General features: G+C 66.2%; 3 protein-coding genes. 2 read left to right on the top strand and 1 reads right to left on the bottom strand.

Going from position 1 to position 2159, the window contains the following annotated elements; all coding sequences use genetic code 11:
• Positions 1-61: 61 nt before the first annotated feature.
• Entirely contained in the window at positions 62-505 is a 444-nt protein-coding gene (locus ABYB95_RS22230) for a hypothetical protein (protein WP_372662119.1), read from the top strand.
• Between the two features lie 65 nt (positions 506-570).
• Here the strand turns inward: ABYB95_RS22230 and ABYB95_RS22225 are convergent, their stop codons facing one another.
• Complete coding sequence (locus ABYB95_RS22225) at positions 571-1674, bottom strand: alkene reductase (RefSeq protein ID WP_372662116.1); 1104 nt, start codon at positions 1672-1674, stop codon at positions 571-573.
• Between the two features lie 255 nt (positions 1675-1929).
• Here ABYB95_RS22225 and ABYB95_RS22220 point away from each other — a divergent pair.
• Positions 1930-2159, top strand: a 230-nt coding sequence (locus ABYB95_RS22220) for a winged helix-turn-helix transcriptional regulator (RefSeq protein ID WP_372662113.1), incomplete at its 3' end; no start/stop codon positions are given.

The raw sequence follows: 2159 nt of genomic DNA, 5'->3' as shown, positions 1-2159 counted from the left end.
GACCGGATCGTTGGCACGAAAGTCGCTTCTTTGCTGGTATCGAACTTGAGACCAGCACCCCATGAACACCCCGCATCCACTTGAAGCCATGGCCGGCGATCCACGCGGCCGCCAGACAACCGAGCTCTCGGTTCCGCAACTGGTTGGACGGGTTTTTGAGTCCGCACCGGCCGCTGAGCGCAGCCGCTTGCTGCGCTATCTGTTGCAGCCCTTGGGCGTGCTCGCCACGGCAGCTGTGGCCAACGGCATCTTTGCGCGCATCCGGCTGCGCAGCGATTGGTCGCAGTTGAACGTGCCACTGGACGAAGTCAACCGGGTGCAGGCCGCCGACGTGGCGGCCCTGGTCGACCGGGTGCAACAAGTGGGTCTGGACGCGCTGGACGGCCTGGTCCACATCGTCGGCGCCTCGCCCGTGCTGGCCAGTTCGGCCGCCGCCGCTGTGCTGGTGGCCGTGCTGGCGCAGCGCATGCGCCGCACCGAGCGTGCGCTGGACGACGCGGAATAATTCAGCGCTTTTTTCCTGCGCCTGCCCCGCCCCTGTTCGCGTGCCGAGCCAGGGACGTTCGCACTTCAGTGCGCCAGCGCGGGGTAGTCGGTGTACCCGGCGGCGCCGCCACCGTAAAACGTGGCGCGGTCGGGCGTGTTGAACGGACCACCTTGCCGCAGGCGCTGCACCAGATCGGGGTTGGCAATGAACGGCCTGCCAAAGGCAACCAGATCGGCGCCCTCGGCCAACGCGGTGGTGGCCAAGGGCAAGTCGTAGCCGTTGTTGACCATCCAGGCCGCGCGACCACCCGCTGCGCGGTAGCTTTGCTGGAGCGCCGCGTAGTCAAACGGGCGGTCCGGCACTTCACGCGGTCCACCGGTGGCGCCTTCGATGAAATGCAAATACGCCAGTGGATGGGATGCGAGCTGGCGCAACACATGGTCGAACAAGGGCTGCGGATCGGCATCCACCACGTCGTTGGCGGGCGTCACGGGTGACAGGCGGATGCCGGTGCGCGCACCGCCAATCGCGTCGGTGACGGCAGCGACCACTTCGAGCAACAAACGGGCGCGGTTTTCGATGCTGCCGCCGTAGGCGTCGCTGCGCTGGTTGCTGCCGGTCTTCAGGAACTGGTCGATCAGGTAGCCGTTGGCGGCGTGGATTTCCACGCCGTCAAAACCCGCCTCGACGGCGGCGAGCGCGGCCAGGCGGTAGTCCTGCACGATCCCCGGCAACTCGGACAGTTCGAGCGCGCGCGGCTCCGAGGTGTCCACAAAGGTGGGCGCCCCGTCGCGGATCAGCACGGTCTTGGTATTGGCGCGGATCGCCGACGGCGCCACCGGCGCGGCCTGGCCCGGCTGCAGCTCGGTGTGCGACACGCGCCCCACATGCCAGAGCTGCACCACGATCTTGCCACCGGCTTCGTGCACGGCCTGCGTCACCGGCTTCCAGCCGGCGATCTGCTCCGGCGCATACAAGCCCGGCACATCGGAATAGCCCTGCCCCTGGTGGCTGATGGCCGTGGCTTCGGTGATCAGCAAACCCGCGCTGGCGCGCTGCGCATAGTAGGTGACCATGAGCGGCGTGGGCACCGCACCGGGCGCGCGGTTGCGCGTGAGCGGGGCCATGACGGTGCGGTTGGTCAGCGCCATGGCGCCCACCTGGATGGGGTCGAAAAGAGAGTTCATAGGAGCGGTTGGGCGAGCACCGGAGCAACACGCCGTGGACAAAGAAGAGCCGCGTTTGTCGCACAGATGGCGCCAGGATGAAGATCACCTGGGTGATACCCCTGCTGAGGCAACACCCTCTATCACCGGGTTCGGCAAGCCGGTGCGAAATGGGTTGGCACCGCGTATTTCTTTTATAACTATCTTTTTTATAGTAATATTTTCCGCAACCGCATCACCCGCCAACGCGCACCGCCCTACACGCTTGCCACCGCCATGAAACGCAGCTCTCTGCCCGACCGTTATTGTTCGCTCGCCCGTGCCAGTGCCGTGCTGTCGGACAGCTGGACCTTCATGGTGCTGCGCGAAATCTTTCTCTCCAACCGGCGCTTCGATGGCATTCAGGCCCAGACCGGCATGTCGCCGCGCTCGCTCACCTCGCGCCTGGGCGCGCTGCTCGAAGCCGACATCCTGCTGCGCACGCCCTACCAGGCCGCCCCTTTGCG

The sequence above is a fragment of the Hydrogenophaga sp. genome, from assembly GCF_041633695.1.
GTDB lineage: Bacteria > Pseudomonadota > Gammaproteobacteria > Burkholderiales > Burkholderiaceae_C > Hydrogenophaga.
Note: the sequence above shows the minus strand (reverse complement) of the source record. Positions and strands in the feature narration are given on the sequence as shown.